The following is a 25651-nucleotide window of genomic DNA, read 5'->3' on the forward strand; positions in this document are numbered from 1 at the left end:
AGGGTCGCCGACCTCTACCCTCGCCGGCCGCCCCCGATCCGCCAGAACACGCCCGAGGCCGCGAGCGCCAGGGCCAGCAGCCAGTCGCTCCCGGTGAGCGGGACGATCTCGAACACCTCCGCCGCCGGCCGGAAGTACATGAAGGCCGGCAGGGTGAGCGCCACCGGGCCCCAGACCAGCCAGAACCGCCAGCCGCGCGGGAGGAGCGCGCCCAGCCACGACCCGCCGACGCCCCGCTCCGCCCAGACGAGCAGCATCGACCCCGCGATGACCACGGTGAGCCCCAGGCTCCGCGCGTAGGCCACCCCCATCCCGAGGTGGTCCCGGTAGATCCAGATCGCGCCCACCGTGAGGATCGCGCCCGACAGGATCGACTTGAGCGTGAGGGCCCCGGCGAGCAGCGACGCCCCCCGCCGGCGCGGGGGCCGGATCATGAGGTCCGGCGGCGGCGGCTCGGCCTCGAACACCAGCGCCGAGACCGGGTGCACGATGAGCTCCAGCCAGACCATGTGCACCGGCTGGAACAGGAGCGGCAGCCCGAGCAGCGGGGCCGCCAGCGCCACGCCGATCACCGGGATGTGGAAGGCGATGAGGTAGAGGAACGCCCGCTGGATGTTCTGGTAGATGGCCCGGCCCTCGCGGACGGTGGCCACGAGGGAGGTGAAGTCGTCGTCCAGGAGCACGAGGTCGGCCGCCGCCCGGGCCACCTCGGTGCCCCGCCGCCCGAGCGAGATGCCGATGTCGGCGCGGCGCAGCGCCGGGGCGTCGTTGATGCCGTCCCCGGTCATGGCCACCACCTCGCCGTCGCGCGCCAGCGCCTCCACGATGGCGTGCTTCTGCTCCGGCCGGATGCGGGCCAGCACCGCCGCGCGGCGCAGCGCGGACGCCAGCGCTCCCGGCGCCAGCCGGTCGAGGTCCTCGCCGGTCAGCCCCGGCCCGCCGGCGCCCGGGATCCCGGCCGCCTCGGCGATGGCGTGGGCGGTGAGCGCGTGGTCGCCGGTGACGAGCTTCACCTGGATGCCGGCGGTGGCGCACTCGGCGACCGCGGCCGGCACCTCCGGCCGGAGCGGATCGCGGAAGCCGAGCAGCCCGAGGAGCCGCAGCCCCGCCTCGTCCTCCTCCCGCGCGCCGCCGCCGGGCGGGCCCTCGCGCCCCGCCACCGCCAGCACCCGCATCCCCCGCCTCGCCAGCTCGGCGTTCCGGGCCTCGGCCCGCTCCCGCTCCCCGGGCCCGAGCCGGCAGTGCTGCAGGATGCCCTCCAGCGCGCCCTTGGCCGCGACCCGCTCGCGCGCGCCCCCGGGGACGCGCCAGACGTGGCTCATGTGCTTCCCGACCGGATCGAAGTCGTGATCGCGCACGAGCCGCCAGCCGCCGCGCGCGCCCACCGCCTCCCGCCGCCGCTCCCCCGCCCGCGCCGCGATGGCCCGCTCCATCGGGTCCACCGGCTCCGGCTCGCAGGCGAGCAGCGCCGCCTCGAGCAGCGCGTCCTCGCCGACCCCCTCGCCGAGCGGCGCCTGCTCGGCGAGCGTGAACTGCCCGGTGGTGACGGTGCCGGTCTTGTCGGTGCAGATGACGGTCGTGGAGCCGAGGGTCTCGATGCTGGCGAGCCTCCGCACCAGCACCCCGCGCCGCGAGAGCCGCCAGGCCCCGAGCGAGAGGAACAGCGTGAAGACCAGAGGGAACTCCTCGGGCATCGCCGCCATGGCGAGGCTGACGGCGGCGAGGAGCGACTGCCCCAGCGAGACGCCGCGGCGGAGCTCGAGCGCGAAGAGGGCCGCCGCGACCGCCAGCGCCACCGCCCCGAGCTGCCGGACCAGGCGGCCGGTGCGGCGCTGCATGGGGGTGGGATCCGGGGCCGACTCGGCCACCAGCCGGGCGATGGCGCCGAAGCGGGTGCGCGGACCGGTGCGCGTCACCTCGCCCAGCCCGGACCCGGCGAGCACCAGGGATCCGGCGTAGAACCGCTCCGGCTCGTCGCCCGGCTCTCCCGCGGTCGCCGACTTGGCCTGCGGCTCCGACTCGCCCGTGAGCTGCGACTCGTCCACCGTCAGGTTCCGCGCCCGCCGCACGGCCCCGTCGGCGTGGAGCACGTCCCCCTCGGCGAGGACCACGAGATCGCCGGGGACGAGCTCCTCGGTGGGCACCTCGCGCTCCTCGCCGCCGCGGATCACCCGCGCCCGCGGGCGCACCGCGCCGGCGAGCTTGCGCAGGGCGCTCCGGGAGCGGGCCTCGAGCAGCACGTCCACGCCCATCACCGGCACCAGCGCCGCCGCCAGGATCACCGCGTCCTTCGTCTTCCCGAGCAGCAGGTAGACGACGGACGCGAAGGCGAGCATGAGCGCCATCGGGTCGGCGACGACCGAGAGCACCTCCTTGAGCCACGCCCAGCGCTCGACGGCGACGAGCCGGTTGGGACCCACCGCCGCGAGCCGGGCGCGCGCCTCCTCCGGCGAGAGCCCGCGCAGCTGCGCCTCCTCGACCCGTGCCGGCTCCATGGGTCCCCCGACCCGAGATGCTACGCCTCCGGCGCGAGCCCGGCGGCTATGGTTTGGGGCCCATGAAGCCCTACCTCGACCTGCCGGGCCCCTGGCTCGTCGCCCACCGGGGCGGCTCCCGCCTCGCGCCGGAGAACACGCTCGCCGCGTTCGACGTCGCGGCCCGGCTCGGCGCCGACGCCTTCGAGCTCGACGTCCGGCTCACCCGCGAGGGAGCCCTGGTGGTCTTCCACGACGAGGACACCCGGCGCGTGACCGGCGCGCCGGGCCGGGTGCGCGATCGCTCGCTCGCCGCGCTGAAGGCGCTCGACGCCGGGTTCGCCTTCACGCCCGACGGTGGCCGCACCTTCCCGTTCCGGGGGCGCGGCGTCGCCGTGCCCACCCTCCGCGAGGTCCTCGACGCGCACCCCGCCACCCGCGTGAACGTGGAGGTGAAGGACGTGGAGCCGGAGGCGGCCGAGGCGCTGGTGCGCGTGGTGCGGGAGGCGGGCGCCGTCGAGCGGGTCTGCCTCGGCTCCTTCGACGACGCGCAGGGGGAGCGGATCCGGGCGCTCCTGCCCCAGGCCTGCCACTTCATCCCGGAGCAGGCCGGCACGGCGCACGTGCTCGCGTCGCGCTGCGGCGCCGACCCGGCGAGCTGCCCCGCCGGCTGGGACGTGGCCGACCTCCCGCTGCGGACCGAGTCGGGGATCGAGGTGGCCGACGCGACCACCGTCGCCTGGTTCCACGCGCGCGGGCTCGCGGTCTTCGTCTGGACCGTGGACGAGGAGGCCGACATGCGCGCGGTGCTGGCGGCCGGGGCCGACGGCGTCATGACCGACCGGCCCGACCTGCTGGCCCGGGTCCTCGGCCGGTAGCCCCGGCCGCGAGTTCGACAGCCGGTCCGGGCCGTGCTCTGCTCGCGGGACCCGGATCCCGCGCATGCCAGGCTTCGCCCTCGCCGCCACCGCGCTCTACCTCTCCGCCGCGGCGCTCTGCGCCGGCGCCGGGATGGCGGCCTGGCGCCGCCGGGAGACCCGCGGGGCCCGCTCCCTCGCGCTGCTCCTCGCCGCCGCTGGATGGTGGGCGCTCTTCGACGCGCTCGGCGTGCTCGCGACGGGCCCGCGGCTGAACCTCCTCTGCGCTCAGCTCCTCTACCTCGGCGTCGCGCCGGCGGCCCCGCTCTTCTCGCGCACCGCCCTCGAGCTCACCCGCGAGGAGCGCTGGCTCGCGCCGCGGCTGCGGGCGGCCGGCTGGGTCGTCCCGCTCCTGACGGTCGCGGTCGCGTTCACGAACCCGCTCCACCACCTGCTCTGGGCGCGCGTGGTCCCCGCCCCGGCGGGCGGCGGGATCGCGCTCTACTACTACGGGCCCTGGTTCTGGCTCTTCATCGCCGGCAACTACGCGCACATGGCGATCGGCACGGCCGCCCTCCTGCGCGCCGCCGGCCGCGCCGTGCCGGGCCTGCGCGGTCCGCTCGCGGTGGTGGCGGTCTCGGCGGTCCTGCCCTGGGCCGGGAGCGCGGTGTACATCGCCAAGCTCGGCCCCTGGCCCGGGATCGACTGGACGGCGCTCGGGGTCGCCGCCATGGGCGCGCTGCTCGCCTGGGCGGTGCTGCGGCAGGGGCTGCTCGACCTCGTGCCCATCGCGCAGGAGGCGGTGGTGGAGAGCCTCGGCGACGGGGTGCTGCTCGTGGACCGCGGCGGGCGGCTCCTCCTGCGGAACCCGGCCGCCCAGGGCGCGCTGGGCCTCGGGCCGGAGGCGACCTCCGGCGAGGTCGCGGCGCTGGCCCGGAGCTGGGAGCGGGAGCGCGCGCCGGGCGAGCGCTGGCAGGAGGAGCTCGCCCTCGGCGAGGGCGACGGGCGCCGCTGGCTGGAGGTGGCGGCGAGCCCGGTCCGGACCGCCTTCGGCGAGGAGGCGGGGCGGCTCTACCTCGTGCGCGACGTGACCGGGCGGCGCCGCGCGCGCGAGGAGCGCGAGCGGCTCATCCGCGAGCTCGAGGACGCGGTCGGCGAGGTGCGCCGGCTCCAGGCGCTGCTCCCGATCTGCTCCTGCTGCCACCAGGTCCGCGACGACCAGGGCTACTGGCGGAAGATCGAGGCCTACTTCCAGCAGCGCACGGCGGTGCAGTTCACGCATGGCGTCTGCCCGGCCTGCCTGGCGCGGCTCTACCCCGGGGTGAAGCCGCCGCCCGAGGATACGGGCGAGGCCTGAGGGCCCGCCGGCCCCCTCCCTGGCCCTCCCCCGCTTCGCGGGAGAGGGGAGGCTTCAGGGCTCGCGACCGGCACGCACCTCAATCTCGCGTCGCGCCCCGAGGCACTCCCTCCCCGCCGCGCGGGGAGGGCTGGGGAGGGGCGGCCAGGGGCTCCCTGCGGCCGGCTGCCCCCGCTGCCCCACCCGGCCGGCGCGCCCTACCCTTCGTGGAGAACGGGAGGCACGGGCATGACCAAGCGGACCTCGAGGATCCTGGCGCTCTGCGCCGCCTGCGCGCTCGCCGGCGGGCGCGCCCAAGCCCAGGCGGCAGGCGGCGGCGCGGGGACGGCGGGGACCGCCGGCGCCGCGGGCACGGGACCGGGTTCGGGCGCCGGCGCGGGAGTGGGAGTCGGCGGCGGGACGGAGACCGGCCTGGGGACCAGCGGCTCGACCGGGCTCGGCACCGGCGCGGGCGTCGGCGGCGGGACCGGGACGGGAGTCCAGGGCAGCCCGGGCACCAGCGGCACCGCGCCGGGCAACTACGGCACCGGCTCGAGCGGCGCGAGCGGCACCCTGGGCAGCGGGACCGGGAGCACCGCTCCGGGCACCGGCACCGGCAACTTCGGCACCGGCACCGCGCCCAGCTCGCCCTCGACCGGCACCGGCACGCTCGGCGGCACCGGGAGCTCGACCGGCCTCGGTACCGGCACCGGCGACGCGGGTACCTTCGGCGCCGGCCAGACCGGCGCCAGCGGGACGAGCCCCTAGCTCTTCACGTCGCCCTGGACGCCGATGACGACGTCCTGGAACGGGATCACCTTGCCGGCCTGGGCGAGCGCCTGGCGCGCGGCCATGCTGATCCCGCCGCAGCACGGCACCTCCATCCGCAGCACGGTGACGCTCCGGATCGAGTTTCCGGCGAAGATCTGGGTGAGCTTGGCGACGTAGGCCTGCAGGTCGTCGAGCTTGGGGCAGCCGACCACGAGCCGCTTCCCGGCGAGGAAGTCCTCGTGGAAGCGGGCGTAGGCGAAGGGGACGCAGTCGGCGGCGACCAGCAGGTCGGCCCCGGCGAAGTACGGCGCCCTGGTCGGCACGAGGTGGAGCTGCACCGGCCACTGGCCGAGCTGCGACAGCGCGGCGCCCGGCCCGGGGGGCGGCGGCAGCATCGCCGCGTTGCCGCCGGCGCTCGCCGGGGCGACGAAGGTCATGGTGCGCGCGCCCGGGCAGCCGCCGCCCGCGGGGGCGGGCTCGGTCGGCACGAGCCGCAGCGACGCGCGGGGCTTCGCGACCGGCGCCGGGGGCGGCTCCTTGGCGGCGAGGTGCGCCTCCACGGCCTCCTCGTCGAACGCCTCCGCCTCGCGCTCGATGACGGTGATGGCGCCCTGCGGGCACTCGCCGAGGCAGGCGCCGAGGCCGTCGCAGAGCTGATCCGCGGAGAGGCGGGCCTTCCCGTCCACGAGCTGGATGGCGCCCTCGGCGCAGGACGGGATGCACTGCCCGCAGCCGTCGCACTTCGCTTCGTCGATCTGCACGATCTTCCGGATCATCGGCTCTCCTCGCCCGGCCCCCCCGGCGGGGCGTCCTTTTCTCATTTTCTGCGGCAGAGGAGCAAGTCCGCCAGGAGCCCCGCCCCGAGCGCGCCGCCGCAGCTCGCCGCCACGCCGGGCCAGCCCGCCCGCTGCCAGGCGTGGCCCGGCAGCACCGAGCCGAGCGTCCCGCCGAGGTAGTAGAACGTGAGGTAGAGCGCGCTGGCGCCCCCCTTGGCCTCCCGCGCGGTCCGGTTCACGAAGGCCGGCGCCACCGCCTGCGCGGTGAACATGCCGAGGCAGAGCACCACGAGGCCGAGCACCACCAGGGCGAGCGGCCGGGCGAGCGTCAGCGCCACGCCGGCTCCGGCGACCACGAACCCGGCGGCGATGAGGGCGCGCGAGGGGACCCGGGCCGCGAGCCTCCCCGCCACCGGCGAGACCAGCACGCCGGCCAGGTAGACCACGTAGACGCTCGAGACCAGCGCGGTCGAGAGGTGGTACGGCGCCGCGGTGAGCCGGTACGGCAGGTAGGTGAAGACGCCGATGAAGGCGAAGAAGAGCGCGAACGCGACCAGGAAGCCGCCCAGGAGCGGCGGGTCGGCGAGGTGGCGCGCCATCCCGCGGAGGGCGGCGAGCCAGCCCGGACCACCCCGGTGCTCCTTCCTCGGCAGCTCGCGGGCGAGCCCGAGCGCGCCCGCCAGCGTCACCGCGCCGAAGAGCACGAAGGCGGCGCGCCAGCCGGCCGCCGCCGCGACCATCCCGCTGCCCACCCGCCCGAGGAGGCCGCCGGCCACGCTCGCGGCGATGACGCCCCCCACCACCGGCGCGAGCTCGGCGGGCGGCAGCTCGTCCCCGCAGAGCGCCACCGAGACGGCGGTGACCCCCGGGATGAGCAGCCCCTGCGCCGCCCGGAGCGCGAGGAGCTGCGGGAAGGTGCGGGTGAGGGCGCAGCCGAAGGTGGGCACGGCGAGGAGGAGCGCCGTCCCGACCATCACCCGGCGACGGCCGAGCGCGTCCGAGAGCGGGCCGTAGACGAGCGACCCGAGCGCGATGGCGAGCACCACCGCCGACACGCTCTCCCCGGCCTGCGCCGGGGTGAGCCCGTACTCCGTCGAGAGGAGCGGGAGCACGGGCTGGGTCACGTACATGTCCGAGTAGACCGCCACCGTGACGAGGTAGAGGGCCCAGACCCAGCGCCGGCGCTCCTCGGTCCCGCGGAGGGCGGCGCCCGGGGGCGCGGAGCTCGGCCGTCCCTGGTACACGGCCGGTCGCCTAGGCGGTCTCGATGCTCGCCGCCTGCTGCAGCCCGAGCTCCTCGATGGCCAGCTCCCGCATCTTGTACTTCTGGATCTTGCCGGTGACCGTCATCGGGAAGCCGTCACAGAACTTCCAGTACCTCGGGATCTTGTAGGTCGCGATCTTGCCCTTGCAGAAGGCGCGCAGCTCCTCGCCGGTCGCCTGGTAGCCGGGCCGGAGCTTCACCCACGCCATGAGCTCCTCACCGTACTTCGCGTCGGGGACGCCGATCACCTGCACGTCGGCGACCGCTGGGAGCGTGTAGAGGAACTCCTCCACCTCGCGCGGGAAGATGTTCTCGCCGCCGCGCAGCACCATGTCCTTGATGCGGCCGACGATCTTCACGTAGCCGTCCTCGTCGATGGTGGCGAGGTCGCCGGTGTGCATCCAGCGGGCCTGGTCGATCGCCTCGCGGGTGGCGCCGGGGTTGTTCCAGTAGCCGAGCATCACCGAGTAGCCGCGGGTGCAGAGCTCGCCGGGGACGCCGCGCGGCACGATCTTGCCGGTGGCCGGGTCCACGATCTTGATCTCCGTGTGCGGGTGGATGGTCCCCACCGTCGAGACCCGCTTCTCGAGCGGGTCGTCGGGGCGGCTCTGGGTGGACACCGGCGAGGTCTCGGTCATCCCGTAGCAGATGGTGACCTCGCGCATGTTCATGTCCTTCTGGACGCGCTTCATCACCTCCACCGGGCAGGGCGAGCCGGCCATGATGCCGGTGCGGAGGGAGGAGAAGTCGAAGGACCGGAACTCGGGGTGGTCGAGCTCCGCGATGAACATGGTCGGCACGCCGTAGAGCGCGGTGCAGCGCTCCTGCTGCACGGTGCGCATGACCGTCGCCGGGTCGAAGCTCTCACCGGGCAGGACCATCGCGGCCCCGTGGGTGGTGCAGGCCATGTTGGCGAGGACCATGCCGAAGCAGTGGTAGAAGGGCACCGGGATGCAGACCCGGTCCCGCTCGGTGTAGCGCAGCGTCTCGCCGATGAAGAAGCCGTTGTTGAGGATGTTGTGGTGCGAGAGCGTGGCGCCCTTGGGGAACCCGGTGGTGCCGCTCGTGTACTGGATGTTGATGGGGTCGTCGAACTGGAGCTCCTTCTCGCGCCGGGCGAGCTCCTCCTCCGAGAGCCGGAGGGCGTCGGCGCGCAGCGAGCCCCACTCGTCGTCGATGACGATCACCTGGCGCAGGGTGTCCACCTTGAGCCGCACCGCGCGGACCATGGCGAGGTAGTCGGCGTTGCGGAAGCTGCGGGAGCAGAGGAGCGTCGAGAGCTCCGACTGCTTCACCACGTACTCGAGCTCGTGCTCGCGGTAGGCCGGGTTCACGTTCACGAGGACGGCGCCGATGCGGGCGCTCGCGTACTGCACCACCACCCACTCGAACCGGTTCTGGGCCCAGATGCCGACCCGGTCGCCCTTCTTGACGCCGCGGTACATGAGGGCCCGCGCGATGAGGCCGGTCTCCTCCCAGAGCTGCCGGTAGGTGAAGCGGCGCTGCTGGAAGGGGACCACCAGCGCCTCGGCCTCGGGGACCCGCTCGGCGGTGCGGCGCAGGTTCTCGCCGATGGTCTCGCCGAGCAGCGGCAGGGTGCTCGCGCCGTTGAGGTAGGACGGGACGCTCATGGGGGCCTCCAGGGGAAAGCGGAAAGCGAAAAAGGCGCCATCCTAGCGAAGGCTCGCTCGTCGCGTCCATTTCCCCCGGCGAGGCGGGCCGAACACCCCCGGGCTGCTACGGGATTCCCTCCGGGCCGCGCGGCGCGTGCTGCCGCACCTCCACCGCCCGGTTCTCCTCGCGCGCCGCCTCGCGCTGCGCCTCGAACTCCTCTTCCCGGGGATCGCGCGCGCCCCGAGCCGCGCCCGCGTCCTCCGGCTCGGGCGCGATCGCCTGCGAGGCTTCGACCGCCCCCGGCCCGGCGCCCGTCCCCGGCTCCCCGGCGAGGAGCGCCCGCCCCTGCGCCTGATCGAGCCGCGCCGAGCGGCGCGCGCCCGCCACCTCCGGCGCCCGCAGCCAGAGCCGCCAGAGCGCCCAGCCGGCCGCCCAGAGCCCGGCGAGCCGGAAGATCCCGCGCCCGAGCGCGGCCCCCAGCGCGCCGCCCACCGCGATCGGCAGGAGCCCCCAGTCCGCCGCGCGCGCGCTCACGGCTCCTCCCCCTCCCGCACCCGCGGCTGCGGCGGGCGCTCGCCCGGCCGCCCGTCCTGCTCCTCGGGACCGCGGTGCTCCACGCCACCGCTGTCGCCGGCCTCGCTGCCCTCGAACTCGCGCTCGGCCTCGCGCCGCATGCCCTTCATGAGGTCGCGCGGGTCGTTCGCGTCCCGGCTCGTCGCCATGTGGCCTCCTCTCCCCAACCATGGCGGCGCGCGACGCCACCGGCAGCGCCAGGGCGAGCGGCCGGCGTCCCCCTTGCCCGGAGGGGCACGTTGGATGCAAACTCCGCCGCCCGACATGACCGACGTCAACCCGACCGCCGCCGCCACCGAGCCCGACAGCGCCCATCCCCAGGCCGATACCGCCTCCGCCGCCGTCGCGCCGCCGCCCGCGAAGAAGAAGCCGGTGCGCCGGAAGGGCGATCGAGCGCAGGTGTTGCGCCGCGCGGTGCAGCTCGCCTTCCTGGCGCTCAACGTCTGGATCGGCGTCCAGTTCTACCTGTTCGTCCGCTTCTTCGAGACGGGCGGGGCGTCCACCTGGGCGACGCGGCCGGCGGGCGTGGAGGGCTGGCTGCCCATCGCCGGGCTCATGAACCTGAAGGCCCTGCTGCTCACCGGCTCCATGCCGGAGCTCTACCCGGCCGGCCTGGTGCTCTTCCTCGCCTTCCTCGCCATCTCGATCGTCTTCCGGAAGGCCTTCTGCAGCTGGCTCTGCCCCGTCGGCACGCTCTCCGAGGCGCTCTGGAAGGCGGGCCGGCGCCTGCTCGGCCGCAGCTTCCTCCTGCCGCGCTGGCTCGACCTGCCGCTGCGCGGCCTCAAGTACCTCCTGCTCGCCTTCTTCCTGAAGACCGTCTTCGTGGACATGCCGCTCTTCGCGGTGCAGGCGTTCTTCCAGAACCCCTACGGCCTCACGCTCGACCTGAGGATGCTCGACTTCTTCCGGCACATGGGCGGGACCGCGGCGGCGGTGGTGGGCGCGCTCGCCGTCGCCTCGCTGCTGGTCCCCAACTTCTGGTGCCGCTACGCCTGCCCCTACGGCGCGTTCATGGGGCTCGCCGGCTGGCTCTCGCCGCTCCGCATCCGGCGCGATCCCGACCCGTGCATCGACTGCGGCAAGTGCGCCAAGGTCTGCCCGTCGCGGCTGCCGGTGGACGTGAAGCTGAACGTGCTGAGCCCCGAGTGCACCGGCTGCCTCGAGTGCGTCAGCGCCTGCCCGGTGCAGGGCGCGCTCGACCTCGCCGCCCCGGTCCGCCGGCGCGTGCCGGCCTGGGTCGTGGCGGCCGGCGTGGCCGGCCTCTTCCTCGCCTTCGTCGGCGTCGCGAAGCTCACCGGCCACTGGGACGGCGCGCTGCCGGCCGAGGCCTGGTGGGATCTCGTGCGGACGAGCGCGGGGGCGGCGCACCCGTAGGCGCGCCCCGCCCGCTCAGGCGAAGGTGACGAGCAGGTCCTCCTTCTCCACCCGCCCGCCCTCCTTCACCCGGACCTCGGCCACCTTGCCGTCGGCCCGCGCCTTCACGCTGGTCTCCATCTTCATGGCCTCGGTGACGAGGAGCAGATCGCCGGCCTTCACCGCGTCGCCCGGCTTGACCGCGAGCTTCACCACCTTGCCCGGCATGGGCGCGCCGACCTGCCGCGGATCTCCCCTGGCCGCCTTCACCCGGGCCTCGCCCTTCACCGCCGCCGAGGCGTCCGGGACGGTGACCGCCCGCTGCTCGCCGTTGAGCTCGAAGTAGAGCTCGCGGGTGCCGTCCTTCTGGAGCGGGCCCACGTTGGTGAGCTTCACGATGAGCGTCTTGCCCGGCTCGATCTCGATCGAGGTCTCCTGCCCCGGCGCGAGCCCGTAGAAGAAGATCGGCGTCGGGACCACCGAGGTGTCGGAGAAGGCCTGCCGGTGCCGCACCAGCTCGGGGTGGACCTGCGGGTAGAGCAGGTACGAGAGGAGCTGCTCGTCGTCGAGCTTCTCCCCCACCCTGGCCTCGCCCTCGGCCCGCGCCGCCTCCAGGTCGGCCGGCGGAAGCAGCTCGCCGGGGCGGCAGGTGATCGGCTCCTGCCCCTTGAGGATCGCCTGCTGCACCTCGGGCGGGAAGCCGCCGTGCGGCTGCCCCAGCATCCCCTTCATCATCCCCACCACCGACTCGGGGAAGGTGAGCTCGGCGGCCCGCGGCACCACGTCGCTCACGTCGAGGTCGTTCTTCACCAGGAACATGGCCATGTCGCCCACCACCTTGGAGCTGGGCGTGACCTTGACGATGTCGCCGAAGAGCAGGTTCACCTTCCGGTACATCTCCTTGCACTCCTCCCAGCGGTCGAGCAGCCCCAGCCCCGCCACCTGCGGCCGGAAGTTGGAGTACTGGCCGCCCGGGATCTCGTGCCGGTAGACCTCGGTGGTGCCGCTCTTGAGCCCCGACTCGAAGGGCGCGTAGTGCTCGCGGACCGCCTCCCAGTAGGCGGCGAGCGACTCCAGCCCGCGCAGGTCGAGGCCGGGGTCGCGCTCGCTGCCGGCCAGCGCCGCGACCAGCGCCTCCAGGGAGGGCTGCGAGGTCACGCCGGAGAGCGGCGAGAGCGCCGCGTCCACCACGTGCACCCCGGCCGCCGCCGCCTCGAGCAGCGTCGCCCCGCCGTTCCCGGAGGTGTCGTGGGTGTGGAGGTGGATGGGGAGCCCCACCTCCTCGCGCAGGGCGCGGACGAGCTTGCGGGCCGCGAGCGGCTTGAGGAGCCCCGCCATGTCCTTGATGGCGAGGAGGTGGGCGCCCATCCGCTCCAGCTCCTTCGCCAGCCCCACGTAGTAGCCGAGCGGGTACTTGTCCCGCTTCGGGTCGGTGAGGTCGCCGGTGTAGCAGACGGCGGCCTCCAGCACCGCCCCGCTCCGGCGCACCGCCTCGGCGGCCACCGTCATGCCGCGGGTCCAGTTGAGCGAGTCGAAGACCCGGAACACGTCCACGCCCGAGGCCGCCGCCTGCTCCACGAACCGGCGCACCACGTTGTCGGGGTAGTTGGTGTAGCCCACCGCGTTCGAGCCGCGGAGCAGCATCTGGAAGAGCACGTGGGGGATGGCGGCCCGCAGCCGGCGCAGCCGGTCCCACGGGTCCTCGCGCAGGAAGCGCATCGCCACGTCGAAGGTGGCCCCGCCCCAGAGCTCGAGCGAGAAGAGCCCCGCCTCGAGGCGGGCGGTGGCCGGCGCCGCGCGGAGCAGGTCGTAGCTGCGCATGCGCGTGGCGAGCAGCGACTGGTGCGCGTCGCGCATCGTGGTGTCGGTGAGGAGCAGGCGCCCCTGCGCCTTCACCCATCGCGCCAGCCCCTCCGGCCCCTCGGCGCGCAGCACGTCGCGCGTCCCCTGGGGCGGCGGCCGGGTCAGGTCCACCTTCGGGAGCGGCGGCTCGCGCAGGGCCGCGCTCTCGAGCTTGCGGGCCACGCCCGGCGAGCCGTTCACGGTGACGTCGCCGAGGAAGGCGAGGAGCTTGCTGCCGCGGTCCTGCCGCCCCTTCACCGTCAGGAGCTCCGGGTGCTGGTCGATGAAGGAGGTGTCGCAGCGCCCGGCCAGGAAGTCCGGGTGGGTGACGGTGTTCTCGAGGAACGGGATGTTGGTCTTCACCCCGCGCACCCGGAACTCGATGAGCGAGCGGTGCATCACCGCCGCCGCCGCCGGGAAGGTGAGCCCCCAGGTGCTGAGCTTCACCAGCAGGGAGTCGTAGTGCGGCGTGATCTGCGCGCCGGTATAGGCGCTGCCGGCGTCGAGCCGCACCCCGCAGCCGCCCGGGCTGCGGTAGGCCTTGAGCGTGCCGAGGTCGGGCGCGAAGCCGTTCTGCGGGTCCTCGGTGGTGATGCGGCACTGGATGGCGTAGCCGCGCCGCTGCACCGCCGCCTGGTCCGGGATGTCGATCTCCGGGTCGGAGAGCCGCTTCCCCTCGGCGATCAGGATCTGCGCCTGCACCAGGTTCCGGCCGGTGATCATCTCGGTCACCGTGTGCTCCACCTGGATGCGCGGGTTCATCTCGATGAAGTACCAGCGCCCCTGCCCGTCGAGCAGGAACTCGACCGTGCCGGCGCTGCGGTAGCCCACCGAGCGGGCGATGCGCAGCGCCGCCTCGCAGAGCGCGGGGCGCGTCGGCTCGTCGAGCGCCAGCGAGGGGGCGAACTCCACCACCTTCTGGTGCCGGCGCTGCACCGAGCAGTCGCGCTCGAACAGGTGGACCAGGTTGCCGTGGTGGTCGCCCAGGACCTGCACCTCGATGTGCTTGGGCCGGTCGAGGTAGCGCTCCAGGAACACCGCCGGGTTGCCGAACGCGGCCGCCGCCTCGCGCCGCGCGGCCTCGAGCCCCTCGGCGAGCTCGCGGGCGTCCCGGGCCACGCGCATGCCGCGCCCGCCGCCGCCGGCGGCCGCCTTCACGATGATCGGGTAGCCGTGCTGGGCGGCGAAGCGGAGCGCCTCCTCCTCGCGGGTGATCGGCTCGGGCGTGCCCGGGACCACCGGCACGCCGGCCGCGGTCGCCGCCTTGCGCCCCGCCACCTTGTCGCCGAGCCGGCGCTGCATCTCGCCGGTGGGGCCGATGAAAGCGATGCCGGCCACCTCGCAGGCGTCGGCGAAGTCGGGGTTCTCGGAGAGGAAGCCGTAGCCGGGGTGGATCGCGTCCACCTCCTTCTCCTTCGCGAGGGCGACGATCTCCTCGATGCCCAGGTAGGCGTCGATGGGCTTCTTGCCCTTGCCCACGAGCCAGGCCTCGTCGGCCTTGTACCGGTGCAGCGCGAGCCGGTCCTCCTCGGAGTAGATGGCCACCGTGCCGATGCCGAGCTCGGTGCAGGCGCGGAAGATGCGGGTGGCGATCTCGCCGCGGTTGGCGGCGAGGACCTTGCGGAAGCGGGCGGTCATGCGGGCTCCGGGGGGCTGCGCGGGACGAGCCTTCCAGACACCACACCCGAGGGCCGAAAGGCGAGCCGTCCGGGTGAGCCCTGCTGGGTCATCGGACTCCGAGCGCTGGCACCGGCAGGGCCTGGGTCCGAACCCGGGAGTGGGTCGCCCCACCTCCAGGCCAACTGACCCCGATCAAGGGACAAGCCGCCGTCCCGTCCAGGCCGGCTCTCGGCACGGAACTGATCGTCGTCAACGAACGATTCGTCGATGAATCGAGGCAACTTACATAGCGCTGCCCCGCCATCTCCGCGAAACCATTCGGTTGCTGCCGCCGGGCCGGCACGCTCCATGAAGACGCGCCTCCCCCGAGAGAGTCACCGCACCCGAGCGAGGAACGACATGGATCGCCCAACCGAGAGCACCCCCGCGCCCGCCACCGGCTGGTTCGCCAACTTGACCCTGCGGGCCCGGATCCTGGCCGGGTTCTGGATCGCCATCGGCGTGAGCGTCCTCGTCGGCGCGCTCTCCTGGTACTGCGAGGCGCGCGTCGGCCGGGAGCTGCAGGACGCCGCCGAGCTGCAGCTCCCGAGCGTCTCGGCCATCGCCACCATGAACGAGGCCAAGTCGGCCGCGGCGCGCGGGTACCTGGCGGTGCTCATCCCCAAGGCCGACGGCGACTACCGGGCCCGGCTCATCGCCGACGCCGAGGCGGCGCTGGCGCGGCTCGAGCAGGGCCGGGCGGCCTACGAGAAGCTCCCCCACGACCCCGACGCCGAGCGGCTCTGGCAGGCCACCCTCGAGCCGCTCGGCACCTGGCAGCGCGGCGCGCGGGCCTGCCTCGACGCCGGCAAGGCGCGGGAGCGGCTGCTCTCGGGCGGCCGCGCCGCGGAGGCGGCGGCCCTGGAGGACTCGGTCTGGGAGACCTGCCGCGCCCCGCGCGCCAGCTTCGGCCCGCTCGCCAAGGCCTTCGAGACCCTGGAGGCGCACCACGCCGCGGCGGCGAGCGCGGTGGCGGTGCGCGGGCGTCAGGCGGTCGTCACCGGGAACGCGCTCACCTGGCTCGCGGTGCTCGCCGGCGCCGCCGCCGTCCTGGCCCTCGGAGTGGTGGTCTCGCGGCGGGGAGGCACGATGCTCGAGCAGCTCGGGGCCACCCTCGACCGGATCGCGCGCGGCGACGTCCCGGAGCGCCTCCGCGACGCCGCCGGCGCCGACTACAACGCGGTCCGCGACAGCCTCAACACCGTGATCGGCACGGTGGAGGGGCTGCTGGCCGAGCTCGGGCGGATGAGCGCCGCGCACGATCGGGGCGAGCTCGACGTGGTCCTCGACGCCGCCCGGTTCCAGGGCGACTACCGCAAGGTGGCGGAGGCCGTGAACGCCATGGTGGCCGGCCACCTCGCGGTGAACCGGAAGGCGATGGCCTGCGTGGCCGAGTTCGGGAAGGGCGACTTCGGCGCCCCCCTGGAGCGGTTCCCCGGCCAGAAGGCCTCCATCAACGAGACCGTGGAGCAGGTGCGCGGGAACTTGATGTCCTTCCTCGCCGAGATGCAGCGGATGAGCGAGCAGCACGACCAGGGCGAGATCGACGTCCGGATCGAGGTGGACCGGTTCCAGGGCGGCTGGCGCCGGATGGCCGAGGGCGTGAACGCCATGGTCGCCGGCCACATCGCGGTGAAGAAGAAGGCGATGGCCTGCGTGGCCGAGTTCGGGAAGGGCAACTTCGACGCCCCGCTGGAGCGGTTCCCCGGCAAGAAGGCCTTCATCAACGACATCGTCGAGGAGGTCCGCGGCAACCTGAAGGGCTTCATCGCCGAGATGAACCGGATGAGCGCCGAGCACGACCGGGGCGACATCGACGTGGTGATCCCGGCCGAGCGGTTCCACGGCGACTACCGGCGGATGGCCGAGGGCGTGAACGCCATGGTCGCCGGCCACATCGCGGTGAAGAAGAAGGCCATGGCCTGCGTGGCCGAGTTCGGCCGCGGCAACTTCGAGGCGCCCCTGGAGCGGTTCCCCGGCAAGAAGGCCTTCATCAACGAGACCGTCGAGCAGGTCCGCGCCAACCTGAAGGCGGTGATCGCCGACGCCGACCACCTCGCGGAGGCGGCGCGCGCCGGCCGGCTCTCGGCCCGGGCCGACGCCTCCCGGCACGGCGGCGACTACCGCCGCATCGTGGAGGGCTTCAACCAGACGCTCGAGTGGGTCAACGCGCCGGTGAAGGAGATCGCCGCGGTGCTCGGCGAGCTGGCCGAGGGGCACCTCTCGGCCCGCACCGACGCCTCCCGCTACCAGGCCGAGGCCCGCGAGATGGCGGAGCGGCTCAACGCCACCCTGGCGGCGCTGCTCGCCCCGGGCGAGGAGGCCCGCCAGGTGCTGGAGCGGCTCTCGGAGCGCGACCTGACGGCGCGCATGGCGGGCAGCTACCCCGGCGATCACGCCCGCCTGAAGGACGCGGTCAACCGCACCGCGGAGTCGCTCCACGAGGCGCTGGCCCAGGTGGCGGAGGCGGTGGCGCAGGTCTCGTCGGCGGCCAACCAGATCGCCGCCAGCAGCCAGGCGGTGGCGAGCGGCGCCTCGCAGCAGGCGAGCGCCATCGAGGAGACCAGCGCCAGCCTGGAGACGGTGGCCGGCATGGCGCGGCAGAGCTCCGACAACGCCCGCGAGGCGGATCAGCTGGCCCAGGGCGCGAAGAGCAGCGCCGAGTCGGGCGAGGCGGCGGTGGCGCAGATGACCGGGGCCATGGTCAAGATCCGCGCGGCCGCCGAGGGCACCAGCGCCATCATCAAGGACATCAACGAGATCGCCTTCCAGACCAACCTGCTCGCGCTCAACGCCGCCGTGGAGGCGGCCCGGGCCGGCGAGGCCGGGCGCGGGTTCGCGGTGGTGGCCGAGGAGGTCCGGTCGCTGGCGCTCCGCTCCAAGGACGCGGCGCAGAAGACCGAGGCCCTCATCCGCGAGTCGGTGAAGCAGGCCGCCGCGGGCGAGAGCACCTCGCGCGAGGTGGCGACGCGGCTGGCCGAGATCGCCGGGTCGGTGCAGAAGGTGACCGGGATCGTGGCCGAGATCGCCGCCGCCTCGAAGGAGCAGGCGGGCGGCATCGCCCAGGTCAACCGGGCGGTGGACGAGATGAACAAGGTGACGCAGCAGAATGCCGCCAGCTCCGAGGAGTCCTCCTCGGCGGCCACCGAGCTCTCCGGCCAGTCGGAGGAGCTCGCGGCCATGGTGGGCGCGTTCAAGCTGGAGCGGCGGGCGGCCGCCCCCGCCGCGCCGGCGCGGGGCCCGCGCCAGCCGAGGCCCGCGCTGGCCGGCCGCGCCGCGGCGGACCCGAGGCTGGCCGAGCTCGACCCGCCGGACTTCGCGAGGGCCTAGAGCGCCGGCGCCGCGCCGGGGAGCCGCTCCAGGGCCCCCGTCGCGGCGCCCCCCGCGCGCACCTCGGCCTGGAGCCGCAGCGTGAACCGATCCTCCGCGCCGAGGCCGTACTTGTAGGGCTCGCGGCCGCGGAGCAGGTCGTAGCCGCGGGCGCCCTCGCGGATCGCGCCCTCGATCGCCTCGGCGTGGAGCAGGAGCCCCGGGCTGGCGCGCGCGGCGGCGGGGTCGAGTCCGGAGAGGTAGGCGTAGCCGCGGCCTCGCCAGAGGAACCCGTGCAGCGAGGCCACCACCCGGCCGCCGGCGAGGAGCAGCCGCAGCCGCAGGGTGCCCTCGCGCGCGGCGGCCCGCGCCGCCTCGGCGTGGAAGCGCCAGAGCAAGGAGGCGCCGAGCACGCCCGCCTCGCCCCGCCCCGCCCAGCGCGCGCGGTGCAGGCGGAAGGACTCGGCGAGCGCCGCGGTCACCTCGATCCCCGCACCCGCCAGCCGCACCTCCACCGGCCCGAGCCGCTCCAGCCGGCGCCGCCCCTGCCGCAGGTTGTCGCGGGCCTTCGCCGAGAGCCGCGCGCGCCACGCGGCGGGATCGCCGGGGAGGTCGAGCCCGGGACAGGCCGCCTGGGGCGCGGCGCCGCCCGCGAGCGACGGCGGCAGCGCCCCCGGCGCGAGGAGCGGCGAGCCGGGCGGGAGCGCCTCGAGGTCGAGCGCGTCGAAGGCCCCCGTGCCCGCGAGCCGCGCGAGGAGGGTCGCCGCGCCCTCCGGGGCGAGCGACGGATCGAGCAGCAGGTCCTGGTAGTCGGAGACGCCGCCGCCGAGGAGCCCGAGCACCCGGCGGCCGCCGCGGCGGTAGACGAACGACGGCAGCAGGGCCGCGAGCTCGCGCCCGCGGAAGAGCGCCGCCGCGAGGGGCGGCGCCGGCGGCGCGAGCTGGCGACCCCAGGCGAGGAGCCACCCGGGCGACTGGAACGGCGTGGCCGCCGGTGCGCGCCGGAAGAGGTCGGCCCAGGCGTCCCGCAGCGCCTCCAGTTCCGACCAGGAGGTCAGGAGCGCGGGGCGAAGGACCGCGGGGCTCCTCCTGGCCGCCCCTCCCCGGCCCTCCCCGCCCGGCGGGGAGGGTGTCCTCGCGGGTCCCGGCGCAGAGGCCCTCTTCCCCTCTCCCTGCAAGGGGGAGGGCGAGGGAGGGGGGGACCGCGAAGCGAGGCCGCCGCCGAGCTCCCGGTACAGCGCCACGTAGCGCGCCGCCATCTCCCGCCCGTCGAACCGCGCCTCCGCCGCGCGCCGGCACGCGGCGCGATCGAGCCACGCCACCTCGCGCAGGGCCCGCGGCAGGTCCTCCGGCCCGTCCACGAGGAGCCCGGTCACGCCGTCCTCGACCACCTCCGGCAAGGCGCCGCGGCGGAACGCCACCACCGGCGTCCCGCAGGCGAGCGCCTCCATCGCCGCCAGCGAGCTCGTCTCCTCCACCAGGCTCGGCACCACGAGGCAGCGCGCCGCGGCGAGGAGGCGGCGCTTGCGCCGGAGCCCCACCGGCCCGACGTAGCGGCGCGCGGCGTCGAGCCTCGGCCGGAGCTCCGCGTCGAAGTGGCGCTGGTGGGCCGCGTACGGGAAGACCTCGCCGGCGACGAGCAGCGGGAGCCCGGCCGCGCGGGCCGCGTCGAGCGCGAGGTGGTAGCCCTTCTCGGCGCAGATCCGGCCCAGGCAGAGCGCGAAGCCGGGCGCGGCCGCCCCGCCACGCCGCGGCCGGAGCAGGTCGAGGGGGACGCCGTTCGGCACGCAGGCCGCGGCGGCGACGCCGGCCGGGAGCCGCGCGCGCTGCGCCTCCGAGACGCAGACGAGCGCCGTCCGGGGGCGGCTCGCGGCGAGCGCGCCCGGCGGGTAGAGCGCGGGCGGCAGGTGGAGGGTGACGAGGGCCGGCGGCCCGGGCGGCGGCAGGCACGCCGCGAAGTCGAGCCCGTGCAGGTGGACCACGTCCACCCGCTCCTCCCGGAGCGCCCGCGCGACCACCGCGCGCACCGCCGCCTCGGCGCGCGCGAGCGCCCCCTCGTCGAGCGGGCCGCGCGCCGCAGGGACGGCGAGGAGCGTCCCCGCGATCCGTGAGCCCTCCTGCGCCACCACCAGGGAGCGGTGCCCGGCCGCGGCGAGCGCGCGGTCGAGCTGCCAGAGCACCTGCTCCGCCCCGCCCGCGGCGCCCGGCCCCACCGGCGCGAGGGGCCAGGCCACCTGCAGGACGGTCAGGGCCATGGCGCGTTGGGCAGGGACAGCGCGCGCAGCCCCTGGCTCGCCTCGCGCCACCAGCTGTCGAAGGTGCGCCACCCGAGCCACTCGTAGTGGAGCGGCCCCGGGTGCGGCCGGCGCGAGAAGTCCACCGGCTCGGCGCGCCGGAACCGCTCCTCGCCGGCGGCGAAGGGCGCGAGCACCTCCCGCTGGCTCTCGTAGAGGCCGAGCATCGCCTCCTTGCGGCGCCGCGCCTCCGGGCCGAGCGGGCGGACCTGCTCCTCCCCTCCCCCGTGGAAGCGCTGCAACGTGAGCGGCCCCGCTCCCCGCTGGTAGGCGGTCATCTCCACGAGGACCGGCGCCGCCCCCCGCAGGCGCGCCGCCGCCGCCCGGACCGCGAGCGCCGTGGCGTCGTGGTCGGGGTGGCCGCCCTCGAAGGCGTGGGTGACCACCAGGGCGGGCCGGCGCTCGTCGAGCAGCCGCGCGAGCTCCCGCACCAGCCGGGAGAGCTGCCGGGTGGCCTCCTGGTCGCGAACGCCGAGGCAGCGGACGGCGGACGCCGGCACGCCCGCCACCGCGAGCGCCTCCAGCGCCTCGCGCCGCCGCAGCGCCGCGTAACCCTCCCGCGAAGCCGGGGCGCGCGGCGACCAGAGCGCCGGGTCGGCCGGCGCGCCATCGGTCAGGTGGACCACGCCCGCGCCGGGGTGCTCGATGAGCAGCCCCCCGGCCCCGATGGTCTCGTCGTCCGGATGGGCCGCGACCAGCACCCAGCCCTGCTCGGCCAGCGCGTCGAGGTCGAGCGGCGCCGGGCCGGGGCGCGCTTGCTTCACCTGAAAGGGCATTCGCCTCCCAACGGTAGCACCGGGCAGGGTGCTCGTGCCTACCCGGCTGGGAGAAGCACGCGCCGCCCGGCGAGCGCCAGCCTACAATGAGTGAATGCGCACCCTGCTCGCGTGCCTCGCCGTCGCCCTGCTCGCCGCCTGCGGCGGCACGTCGCCGAAGTGCCCCGCCGGCCAGGCCCGCTGCGGCGGACAGTGCGTGGACCTCTCCACGGATCCCCTGCAGTGCGGGGCGTGCGGGAACGTCTGTCCCGCCACCGCCACCTGCACCGCCGGCGCGTGCGTCTGCCCGGGGACCCAGACCTCCTGCGGCAGCCTCTGCGCCGACCTGCAGACCGACGCGCAGCACTGCGGCACCTGCGGCACGAGCTGCGGCCTCGGCACCTGCCAGGTCGGCGCGTGCGCCTGCAGCCCCGGCGCGACCGACTGCGGCGGACACGCGGGCGTCTGCGCCGACCTGACGCGGGACCCCGGCCACTGCGGCGCGTGCGGCACGGCCTGCCCGGCGACCTTCGCCTGCCTCCAGGGCGCCTGCGCCTGCCCCCCGAGCACCACGCAGTGCGGGGCGGCGTGCAGCGTGCTCGCCACCGACCCGCTCAACTGCGGCGCCTGCGGCCACGCCTGCGGCACCGGGTTCTCCTGCGGCGCCGGCGCGTGCACCTGCTCCGGCCCCGGCAAGCAGGTCTGCGGGGCGAGCTGCCTCGACACCACCTCCGACCTGAACAACTGCGGCGCCTGCGGCCGGGTCTGCCCGAGCGGCACGCTCTGCAGCGCCGGCGCCTGCGCCTGCCCGTCGGGGAGCACGGTCTGCGCGAGCGGCGGCGCCTCGACCTGCACCAACCTCAAGACCGACCCGGCGAACTGCGGGGCCTGCGGCAACGCCTGCGGCGCCGGCGCGGCCTGCTCGAGCGGCGCCTGCGCGAGCTGCCCGGCGCACGACAACGGGCTCGGGCAGCAGTTCCTGGACTGCGCGCCGCCCGACACCTTCACCCTCACCACCGCGAAGGAGGCCGCAAAGGCCTGGAGCGCGAGCGGGAGCGAGCAGGTGACGACCGGCTGCTCCGGCGGCGGCGCCGGGTCCACCTGCTTCGGGTGGCAGCGCTCCGACGGGACGTGCGGGATCTGGTGCTACGGCGGGACGCTCGCGGGCGCGGTGTTCCAGAGCTTCAACTTCACCTGCGTCTGCTTCAACGGACCGCAGTCCGCCTGGCACTGACGCGCGGGAGGGCCCCCGCCCGGAGCCCCCCAGACCGGCCCTCGCCAAGGGCGTCCCGGCGCGGCATGAAGGGCCGCGATGCCGCGGCGCCTCCTCTGCCTGCACGGGCACTTCTACCAGCCCCCGCGCGAGAACCCCTGGATCGACGAGATCGAGGTGCAGGACAGCGCCGACCCGTTCCACGACTGGAACGAGCGGATCGCGACCGAGTGCTACGGCCCCAACGCGGCGGCCCGCATCAAGGACGGCGCCGGCCGCATCGTGGACATCGTCTCCGGCTACCGGCACCTGAGCTTCAACTTCGGCCCGACGCTGCTCGCCTGGCTGGAGCGCCACCGCCCCGACGTCTACGGGCGCGTGCTGGAGGCCGACGCCTGGAGCCTGGAGCGGACCGGGCACGGCAACGCGCTCGCCCAGGCCTACCACCACGCCATCCTGCCCCTCTGCTCCCCCCGCGACCGGCGCACCGAGATCCGGTGGGGGCTGGCCGACTTCCAGCGGCGCTTCCACCGCGCGCCCGAGGGCTTCTGGCTCCCCGAGACCGCCGCCGACTCGCCCACGCTCGCGGCGCTCGCGGCCGAGGGGATCCGCTTCACCCTGCTCTCGCCCTACCAGGTCCGGCGCATCCGGCTCGACGAGGGCGACTGGCGCGACGCGACCGAGGCCCGCTTCGATCCGAGCCGGCCGTACCGCGTCCGCGCCGGCGACCGCGAGCTGGCGGTCTTCTTCTACGACGGCCACATCGCGCGCGACCTCGCCTTCGGACAGGCCCTCTCCACCCCCGAGGCCCTGCTCTCCCGGCTCGAGGACGGCTACGACGACACCCGCGGCCACGACGAGATCCTGACCGTCGCCATCGACGGGGAGACCCTCGGCCACCACAAGAAGGGGGCCGACGAGGTGCTGGCGGCCGCCCTGCGGCGGCTCGCCGCGAAGGGCGAGCCGCGCATCGTCAACCTGGGCCAGGCGCTCGAGCTCGTGCCGGTGCGCTGGGAGGCCGAGATCGCCGAGGGCTCCTCCTGGAGCTGCGCGCACGGGCTCGAGCGCTGGCGGAGCGACTGCGGCTGCAACGCCGGCGGCGAGCCCGCGTGGAACCAGGCCTGGCGCGCGCCCCTGCGGAGCGCCCTCGACGGCCTGCGCGACCGGTGCGCCGCGCTGTACGAGCGGGCCTCCGCGGGGCTGCTCGCCGACCCCTGGCGCGCCCGCGACCGCTACGTCGAGCTCGTGCTCGACCCCGAGCGGCGCGACGTGGAGCGCTTCTTCCGGGTCGAGGCGGCCCGGCCGCTCGCGCGCGAGGAGCGGGTCCGCGCGCTGCGCCTCCTCGAGATGGAGCGCCAGGCGCTCCGCATGTACACGAGCTGCGGCTGGTTCTTCTCGGAGCTCTCGGGGCTCGAGACCGTGCAGGTGCTCAAGTACGCGGCGCGCGCCATCCAGCTCGCCCGCGAGGCGGCCGGCGAGGACCTCGAGCCGGAGTTCGCCGAGGCGCTCGGGCGGGCGCCGTCCAACGTGCCGGCGCTCCGCGACGGGCGGCGCGTCTACGAGCAGCTGGTCCGGCCCAGCGTCGCCTCGCTCGAGCGGGTCGCCGCGCACCTCGCCATCGCCGGACTGGTGCAGCCGCTCCCCGACTCCGGCCGGCTCTTCTGCTACCGCTACCGCGTCCGTGGGCGCCGGGTCGGCCGCGCCGGGGCGGCCACCCTGGCCCTCGGCCGCCTCGAGCTCGAGAGCCTCGCCACCGGCGAGCGGCTCGACGCGCTCGTCTGCGTGATGCACTTCGGCGCCGCCGACTTCCGCTGCGGCGTGGAGCCCTGGCCCGGCGAGGCGGCGCAGGCCGCCGTCGAGGAGGCGCTCTTCGCGCGCGGCGAGGCGGCCTCGCTCCCGGAGCTCCTGCGCGCGGTGGACCGCGCCTTCGGCGGCCGCGACTACACGCTGCGCGATCTCTTCCTCGACGAGCGGCGGCGCGTCGCCGAGATCCTCCTCGCCGACTCGATGCGGCGCTACGAGTACGACTTCACCCGGATCTTCGAGGACAACCGGCGGCTCATGGAGTTCCTGCGCGAGCTCGACTCGCCCGTGCCCGGGCCGCTGCGCGCCGCCGCCGACGTCTCGCTGAGCCGCCGCCTCTCGTCCCTCACCCGCCGGATCGGCGCGGGCGAGGTGGCGCTCCGCGACGGCGAGCCGGAGCTGCGCGGCACCGTCGAGCTCGCGCGCCGGCTCGGGGTGGGGCTGCACCTCGACCCGGTGCGCCGCCAGGTGCTCGAGGTGGTCGAGGCGCGCATGGCCGACGTCGCCGCCGGCCGGGGCGCGGCGGCGCGGGCGGCCGAGCTCGTCGAGGTGCTCTCGCTCGCGAGCCGGCTCGGCCTCACGCTCGACCTCTGGGCGGCGCAGAACCGGCTCTGGGACTGGGCCGGCGCGAACGGGGCGGCCCTCGACCGGGACAGCCTGGCCGCGCTGGGGCGCGAGCTCTGGTTCGACGAGGAGACGCTCCTCGCGCGGGCCGGTTACGCGCCGCTCGCCCCCGAGGCGATCGCCTGAGCGGCCCCTGAATTCCCGGAAACCAGGGGCGCCACCTCCGGGGCTCCGCACCGCCGGGCGCGAGGCGCAGGATGTGAGCTTGCGGCGCCACGACGCTTGCCTGGAAGGAGACGCACACATGGCCGAGCAGAAGAAACGCGGGTTCCACGCGCTCGAGCAGCGCATCCACCAGATCGAGGAGGAGGACCAGAAGCAGCAGACCGCGAAGCCCAAGGAGCAGCCCCAGGCGCCCCGCACCGAGCCGAACCAGCCCAAGGGCGGGAAGTAGTCGAGCGGAGGCGCGCGCCACACCTTCACGGCATGCGCGCGCCTCCTCTCTGCCTCGCCGCCGCCGTCGCCGTCCTCCCGTCCCTTGCGCTCGCCGGGCCAGCGCCCGCCGAGGCGCCGGCCGGGCGCTCGGCCAGCGGCCCGGCGACCGGGCGCACCATCCGGACTCCGGAGGGCTTCCTCCGCGTCGAGGAGCCGGAGGAGCCCGGGCCCGGCGGGACCCTGTCGATCGTCCCGGCCGCCGAGCCGGCGCGACCGCCCGCCGCCCCGCAGCCCGGCGTGGGCGAGGCGGAGGGACGGACGCAGCCGCCGCCCGCCCCGAGCGCCCTGCCGCGCCGGCCGCGCGGCATGGGGCTCTGCGAGCCGGAGCGGGCCGCCTTCCTGAAGGAGCTCTTCCGGATCGCCGGCGTGGACGTGGAGGATCCGCTCGCGCTGGTGGCCGCCTTCACCGGCGAGAACGCGGGCGACGTGCCGTCGCTCCGCTTCCCGGAGTGGGGGCTCGTGCCGGTCGATCCGGTGCGCGCGCTGGCGTGGAACTTCGAGCTGCAGATCCGGGCCCGCGAGCTCTCGCAGTGCGTGCGCGACCCTGGCCGGCCCCGCGTCGATCCGCGCTTCCACCCCCGGCCGGCGGAGGGCGCGTCCCCGGCCCCGTCCTCGGCGCCCGCCTCCCCGCCCGCCCCCGAGGCTCCCGGGACCCTCGTGGCGCGCCGGCCCTGAAAGCGCTATACGGTGCGGTCCCAT

Annotated in this window: 18 protein-coding genes; 9 read left to right on the forward strand and 9 right to left on the reverse strand. The window is 75.5% G+C overall.

All coding sequences use genetic code 11. The annotated features are described in order from the left end of the window. Positions 1 to 14: 14 nt before the first annotated feature. The gene (locus AMPC_RS09395) at positions 15 to 2495 is read right to left on the reverse strand and encodes a cation-translocating P-type ATPase (protein WP_248345906.1); all 2481 of its coding nucleotides are present in this window, start codon (positions 2493 to 2495) and stop codon (positions 15 to 17) included. Between the two features lie 62 nt (positions 2496 to 2557). Between AMPC_RS09395 and AMPC_RS09400 the strand changes: the two genes are divergently transcribed. The 3 genes from AMPC_RS09400 (at position 2558) to AMPC_RS09410 (ending at position 5435) form a co-directional block, all read left to right on the forward strand. Next, positions 2558 to 3352: a glycerophosphodiester phosphodiesterase gene (locus tag AMPC_RS09400; RefSeq protein WP_248345908.1), complete on the forward strand. Its 795-nt coding sequence runs from the start codon at positions 2558 to 2560 to the stop codon at positions 3350 to 3352. Between the two features lie 64 nt (positions 3353 to 3416). Next, on the forward strand, positions 3417 to 4688 hold the full coding sequence (locus tag AMPC_RS09405; protein WP_248345910.1) for a histidine kinase N-terminal 7TM domain-containing protein: 1272 nt from the start codon (positions 3417 to 3419) through the stop codon (positions 4686 to 4688). A gap of 228 nt (positions 4689 to 4916) precedes the next feature. Further along, the gene (locus tag AMPC_RS09410) at positions 4917 to 5435 is read left to right on the forward strand and encodes a hypothetical protein (protein WP_248345912.1); all 519 of its coding nucleotides are present in this window, start codon (positions 4917 to 4919) and stop codon (positions 5433 to 5435) included. Here the strand turns inward: AMPC_RS09410 and AMPC_RS09415 are convergent. From AMPC_RS09415 to AMPC_RS09435, 5 genes are all read right to left on the reverse strand, one after another. Then, on the reverse strand, positions 5432 to 6214 hold the full coding sequence (locus AMPC_RS09415) for an ATP-binding protein (RefSeq protein WP_248345913.1): 783 nt from the start codon (positions 6212 to 6214) through the stop codon (positions 5432 to 5434). The genes AMPC_RS09410 and AMPC_RS09415 overlap by 4 nt on opposite strands. A gap of 41 nt (positions 6215 to 6255) precedes the next feature. Next, complete coding sequence (locus tag AMPC_RS09420; RefSeq protein ID WP_248345914.1) at positions 6256 to 7458, reverse strand: MFS transporter; 1203 nt, start codon at positions 7456 to 7458, stop codon at positions 6256 to 6258. A 10-nt stretch (positions 7459 to 7468) separates the two neighbouring features. Then, on the reverse strand, positions 7469 to 9109 hold the full coding sequence (locus AMPC_RS09425; RefSeq protein WP_248345915.1) for an AMP-binding protein: 1641 nt from the start codon (positions 9107 to 9109) through the stop codon (positions 7469 to 7471). A 106-nt stretch (positions 9110 to 9215) separates the two neighbouring features. Further along, positions 9216 to 9626: a hypothetical protein gene (locus AMPC_RS09430; RefSeq protein WP_248345916.1), complete on the reverse strand. Its 411-nt coding sequence runs from the start codon at positions 9624 to 9626 to the stop codon at positions 9216 to 9218. Further along, positions 9623 to 9814 carry a hypothetical protein gene (locus AMPC_RS09435; RefSeq protein ID WP_248345917.1) on the reverse strand — a complete coding sequence of 64 codons (192 nt, stop codon included), beginning with the start codon at positions 9812 to 9814 and terminating at the stop codon, positions 9623 to 9625. The genes AMPC_RS09430 and AMPC_RS09435 overlap by 4 nt, the downstream gene beginning before the upstream one ends. Positions 9815 to 9908: 94 nt before the next feature. Between AMPC_RS09435 and AMPC_RS09440 the strand changes: the two genes are divergently transcribed. Further along, on the forward strand, positions 9909 to 11039 hold the full coding sequence (locus AMPC_RS09440) for a 4Fe-4S binding protein (protein ID WP_248345918.1): 1131 nt from the start codon (positions 9909 to 9911) through the stop codon (positions 11037 to 11039). 15 nt (positions 11040 to 11054) lie between these two features. On the opposite strand, the gene AMPC_RS09445 is transcribed toward AMPC_RS09440, so the two are convergent. Continuing rightward, positions 11055 to 14498: a pyruvate carboxylase gene (locus tag AMPC_RS09445; protein ID WP_248345919.1), complete on the reverse strand. Its 3444-nt coding sequence runs from the start codon at positions 14496 to 14498 to the stop codon at positions 11055 to 11057. Positions 14499 to 14879: 381 nt separating this feature from the next. On the opposite strand from AMPC_RS09445, the gene AMPC_RS09450 reads away from it, so the two are divergent. Beyond that, complete coding sequence (locus AMPC_RS09450; protein WP_248345920.1) at positions 14880 to 17849, forward strand: methyl-accepting chemotaxis protein; 2970 nt, start codon at positions 14880 to 14882, stop codon at positions 17847 to 17849. Here the strand turns inward: AMPC_RS09450 and AMPC_RS09455 are convergent. Beyond that, a complete protein-coding gene (locus AMPC_RS09455; RefSeq protein WP_248345921.1) occupies positions 17846 to 20083 on the reverse strand; it encodes a GNAT family N-acetyltransferase in 2238 nt (745 codons plus the stop codon). The genes AMPC_RS09450 and AMPC_RS09455 overlap by 4 nt on opposite strands. After that, positions 20074 to 20886, reverse strand: coding sequence for a PIG-L deacetylase family protein (locus AMPC_RS09460; RefSeq protein ID WP_248345922.1), 813 nt, complete (start codon positions 20884 to 20886; stop codon positions 20074 to 20076). The genes AMPC_RS09455 and AMPC_RS09460 overlap by 10 nt, the downstream gene beginning before the upstream one ends. A gap of 106 nt (positions 20887 to 20992) precedes the next feature. Between AMPC_RS09460 and AMPC_RS09465 the strand changes: the two genes are divergently transcribed. The 4 genes from AMPC_RS09465 to AMPC_RS09480 all read left to right on the forward strand — a co-directional run bounded on the left by AMPC_RS09465 (position 20993) and on the right by AMPC_RS09480 (position 25627). Further along, the gene (locus AMPC_RS09465; RefSeq protein ID WP_248345923.1) at positions 20993 to 22111 is read left to right on the forward strand and encodes an MXAN_6577-like cysteine-rich protein; all 1119 of its coding nucleotides are present in this window, start codon (positions 20993 to 20995) and stop codon (positions 22109 to 22111) included. A 78-nt stretch (positions 22112 to 22189) separates the two neighbouring features. Further along, positions 22190 to 24643 (forward strand): DUF3536 domain-containing protein, encoded by a 2454-nt coding sequence (locus AMPC_RS09470; RefSeq protein WP_248345924.1) that lies wholly within the window; start codon positions 22190 to 22192, stop codon positions 24641 to 24643. Between the two features lie 118 nt (positions 24644 to 24761). After that, positions 24762 to 24911: a hypothetical protein gene (locus AMPC_RS09475; RefSeq protein ID WP_248345925.1), complete on the forward strand. Its 150-nt coding sequence runs from the start codon at positions 24762 to 24764 to the stop codon at positions 24909 to 24911. 32 nt (positions 24912 to 24943) lie between these two features. After that, a complete protein-coding gene (locus AMPC_RS09480) occupies positions 24944 to 25627 on the forward strand; it encodes a hypothetical protein (protein WP_248345926.1) in 684 nt (227 codons plus the stop codon). Positions 25628 to 25651: the final 24 nt, after the last annotated feature.

This window comes from Anaeromyxobacter paludicola, from assembly GCF_023169965.1.
Classification (GTDB): Bacteria; Myxococcota; Myxococcia; order Myxococcales; family Anaeromyxobacteraceae; genus Anaeromyxobacter_B; species Anaeromyxobacter_B paludicola.

Excerpts from the sequence above, each read along its gene's own strand:
- AMPC_RS09470 (WP_248345924.1), top strand. The coding sequence starts at position 22,190 with ATGCCGCGGCGCCTCCTCTGCCTGCACGGGCACTTCTACCAGCCCCCG.
- AMPC_RS09440 (WP_248345918.1), top strand. The coding sequence starts at position 9,909 with ATGCAAACTCCGCCGCCCGACATGACCGACGTCAACCCGACCGCCGCC.
- AMPC_RS09465 (WP_248345923.1), top strand. The coding sequence starts at position 20,993 with ATGCGCACCCTGCTCGCGTGCCTCGCCGTCGCCCTGCTCGCCGCCTGC.
- AMPC_RS09415 (WP_248345913.1), bottom strand. The coding sequence starts at position 6,214 with ATGATCCGGAAGATCGTGCAGATCGACGAAGCGAAGTGCGACGGCTGC.
- AMPC_RS09445 (WP_248345919.1), bottom strand. The coding sequence starts at position 14,498 with ATGACCGCCCGCTTCCGCAAGGTCCTCGCCGCCAACCGCGGCGAGATC.
- AMPC_RS09405 (WP_248345910.1), top strand. The coding sequence starts at position 3,417 with ATGCCAGGCTTCGCCCTCGCCGCCACCGCGCTCTACCTCTCCGCCGCG.
- AMPC_RS09475 (WP_248345925.1), top strand. The coding sequence starts at position 24,762 with ATGGCCGAGCAGAAGAAACGCGGGTTCCACGCGCTCGAGCAGCGCATC.
- AMPC_RS09450 (WP_248345920.1), top strand. The coding sequence starts at position 14,880 with ATGGATCGCCCAACCGAGAGCACCCCCGCGCCCGCCACCGGCTGGTTC.
- AMPC_RS09425 (WP_248345915.1), bottom strand. The coding sequence starts at position 9,109 with ATGAGCGTCCCGTCCTACCTCAACGGCGCGAGCACCCTGCCGCTGCTC.
- AMPC_RS09395 (WP_248345906.1), bottom strand. The coding sequence starts at position 2,495 with ATGGAGCCGGCACGGGTCGAGGAGGCGCAGCTGCGCGGGCTCTCGCCG.
- AMPC_RS09455 (WP_248345921.1), bottom strand. The coding sequence starts at position 20,083 with ATGGCCCTGACCGTCCTGCAGGTGGCCTGGCCCCTCGCGCCGGTGGGG.
- AMPC_RS09400 (WP_248345908.1), top strand. The coding sequence starts at position 2,558 with ATGAAGCCCTACCTCGACCTGCCGGGCCCCTGGCTCGTCGCCCACCGG.
- AMPC_RS09480 (WP_248345926.1), top strand. The coding sequence starts at position 24,944 with ATGCGCGCGCCTCCTCTCTGCCTCGCCGCCGCCGTCGCCGTCCTCCCG.
- AMPC_RS09435 (WP_248345917.1), bottom strand. The coding sequence starts at position 9,814 with ATGGCGACGAGCCGGGACGCGAACGACCCGCGCGACCTCATGAAGGGC.
- AMPC_RS09410 (WP_248345912.1), top strand. The coding sequence starts at position 4,917 with ATGACCAAGCGGACCTCGAGGATCCTGGCGCTCTGCGCCGCCTGCGCG.